We start from the raw sequence: 1,597 nt of genomic DNA on the forward strand, positions 1-1,597 counted from the left end.
GTGCACGGCCACGCCGTGGGCGCGCAGCCACCCCAGGTAGTACAGGCCCTTGGCCAGCATGCCGGGCTGGCTCAGCAGGGCCGGCGCGGCGCGGACCTGGCAGCCCAGGGGAGCGCAGTCCAGCACGGCCTGCACCTGGCCGCCGGCGCGCGCATATTGATAAGCGACCAGATAGAGCAGGGGGCCGGTGCCGGCGAACACGATGCGCGGCCCGAACATGCAGCCTTGGCTCTTCAGCGCGATCTGCGCGCCGCCCAGCGAGTAGACGCCGGGCAGGGTCCAGCCCGGAAAGGGCAGCACGCGGTCGGTGGCGCCGGTGGCGAGCAGCAGGCGGGTGTAGGCCAGGGTTTCCAGCTCGCCGTCGCGGACCAGGTCCAGGCTGCCGGGCGCGGCGTTCCACACCGCGGTGGCGGCGCGGTAGTCGGCGCGGGCGACCAGGTCAGCGCCCGCCGCGTGGATGGCTTGCGCGCGTTTCCACTCGAAGCCATAGCGCTGGCGCGCGGTGCCGCGCGGGGCTGCGCCCTGGCGATAGATCTGGCCGCCGGGCAAGGCGGCTTCGTCCACGATCACCGGACGCACGCCGTGGCGCAGCAGCGTCTGCGCGGCGCGCACGCCCGCGGGGCCGGCGCCGACCACCACCATGCGCGGCGTGCCATCGGCGCCGGCCGGATTCATCTGCATGCGAGTTCTCCGGGCAGAGCGCTGACCAGGTCCATGCCGTCTTCGGCCGGGGTGGAACAGGCGCGCAGGCGCGCGCCGCCGGCCGTCTGCACCCAGCAATCCTGGCAGGCGCCCATCAGGCAGAAGCCGGCGCGCGGTGCGCCTTCGCCCAGGGTGACGCGCAGTTGTTGCGCGGCCAACAGCAGCGCCGTCAGCACGGTGTCGCCCCGATGGGCTTGCAAAGGCAGGCCGTTCCAGCGCAGGCGCAGCGGCGCGGAGTCGGGCGCGGACACGCGGTACAGCAGCGGCTTCATGCGGCGGTCTCCGCGGGGCGCAACTGCGACAGCGTGCGGTCCGGCAGGATGATGTCGGCGTCATAGCGCAATTCAACGATGGCCGGCATGCGATGCTCTTGGGCGTATGCCAACGCGGCGTCATAGGCAGGCGCGAAATCCTCCGTGCACTCGACCGCCGCGCCGTAGCCGCCGTAGCTTTGCGCCAGCAGCGCGAAGTCGGGGTTGACCAGTTCCGTCGCCAGCGCGCGGCCGGGGTAGGCGCGTTCCTGATGCAGGCGGATGGTGCCGAACAGGCCGTTGTTGAAGACCAGCACCACGATGCCCAGCCGGTACTGGGCGGCGGTGGCCAATTCCTGCATGGTCATCTGGAAACAGCCGTCGCCAGCAAAGCAGACCACCGCCGCATCGCGGTCGCGCAGCTTGGCGGCGATGGCCGCGGGCAGGCCGTAGCCCATGGCGCCGACGGCGGGCGCAAGCTGGCTGCCTGGTCCCTTGAAGGCGATATGCCGGTGCGCGTAAAGCGCGTAGTTGCCCGCGCCGACGGTGACGCAGGAGCGCAGGGGCAAGGTGGCTGCGACGTGGCGCGCCGCTGCATTCAGGTCCAGCGGGCCGGGCGTGGGCGGCAGCGCGGGCGCCTGGGG

General features: G+C 72.5%; 3 protein-coding genes. All 3 read right to left on the reverse strand.

Going from position 1 to position 1,597, the window contains the following annotated elements; translation table 11 throughout:
* Positions 1–681, reverse strand: a 681-nt coding sequence (locus tag WBB14_RS25305; RefSeq protein ID WP_424242205.1) for an FAD-dependent oxidoreductase, incomplete at its 3' end; no start/stop codon positions are given.
* The gene (locus tag WBB14_RS25310; protein WP_424242206.1) at positions 672–974 is read right to left on the reverse strand and encodes a (2Fe-2S)-binding protein; all 303 of its coding nucleotides are present in this window, start codon (positions 972–974) and stop codon (positions 672–674) included. The genes WBB14_RS25310 and WBB14_RS25305, both read right to left, overlap by 10 nt.
* The coding region (locus tag WBB14_RS25315; protein ID WP_424242207.1) for a thiamine pyrophosphate-dependent enzyme at positions 971–1,597 on the reverse strand (627 nt) is incomplete at its 5' end. The genes WBB14_RS25310 and WBB14_RS25315, both read right to left, overlap by 4 nt.

It is taken from the genome of Achromobacter sp. (assembly GCF_049647645.1).
GTDB lineage: Bacteria > Pseudomonadota > Gammaproteobacteria > Burkholderiales > Burkholderiaceae_B > Achromobacter.

Bases quoted from the DNA above. Each gene is read 5' to 3' on its own strand.
- WBB14_RS25310 (WP_424242206.1), bottom strand. From the start codon at position 974: ATGAAGCCGCTGCTGTACCGCGTGTCCGCGCCCGACTCCGCGCCGCTG.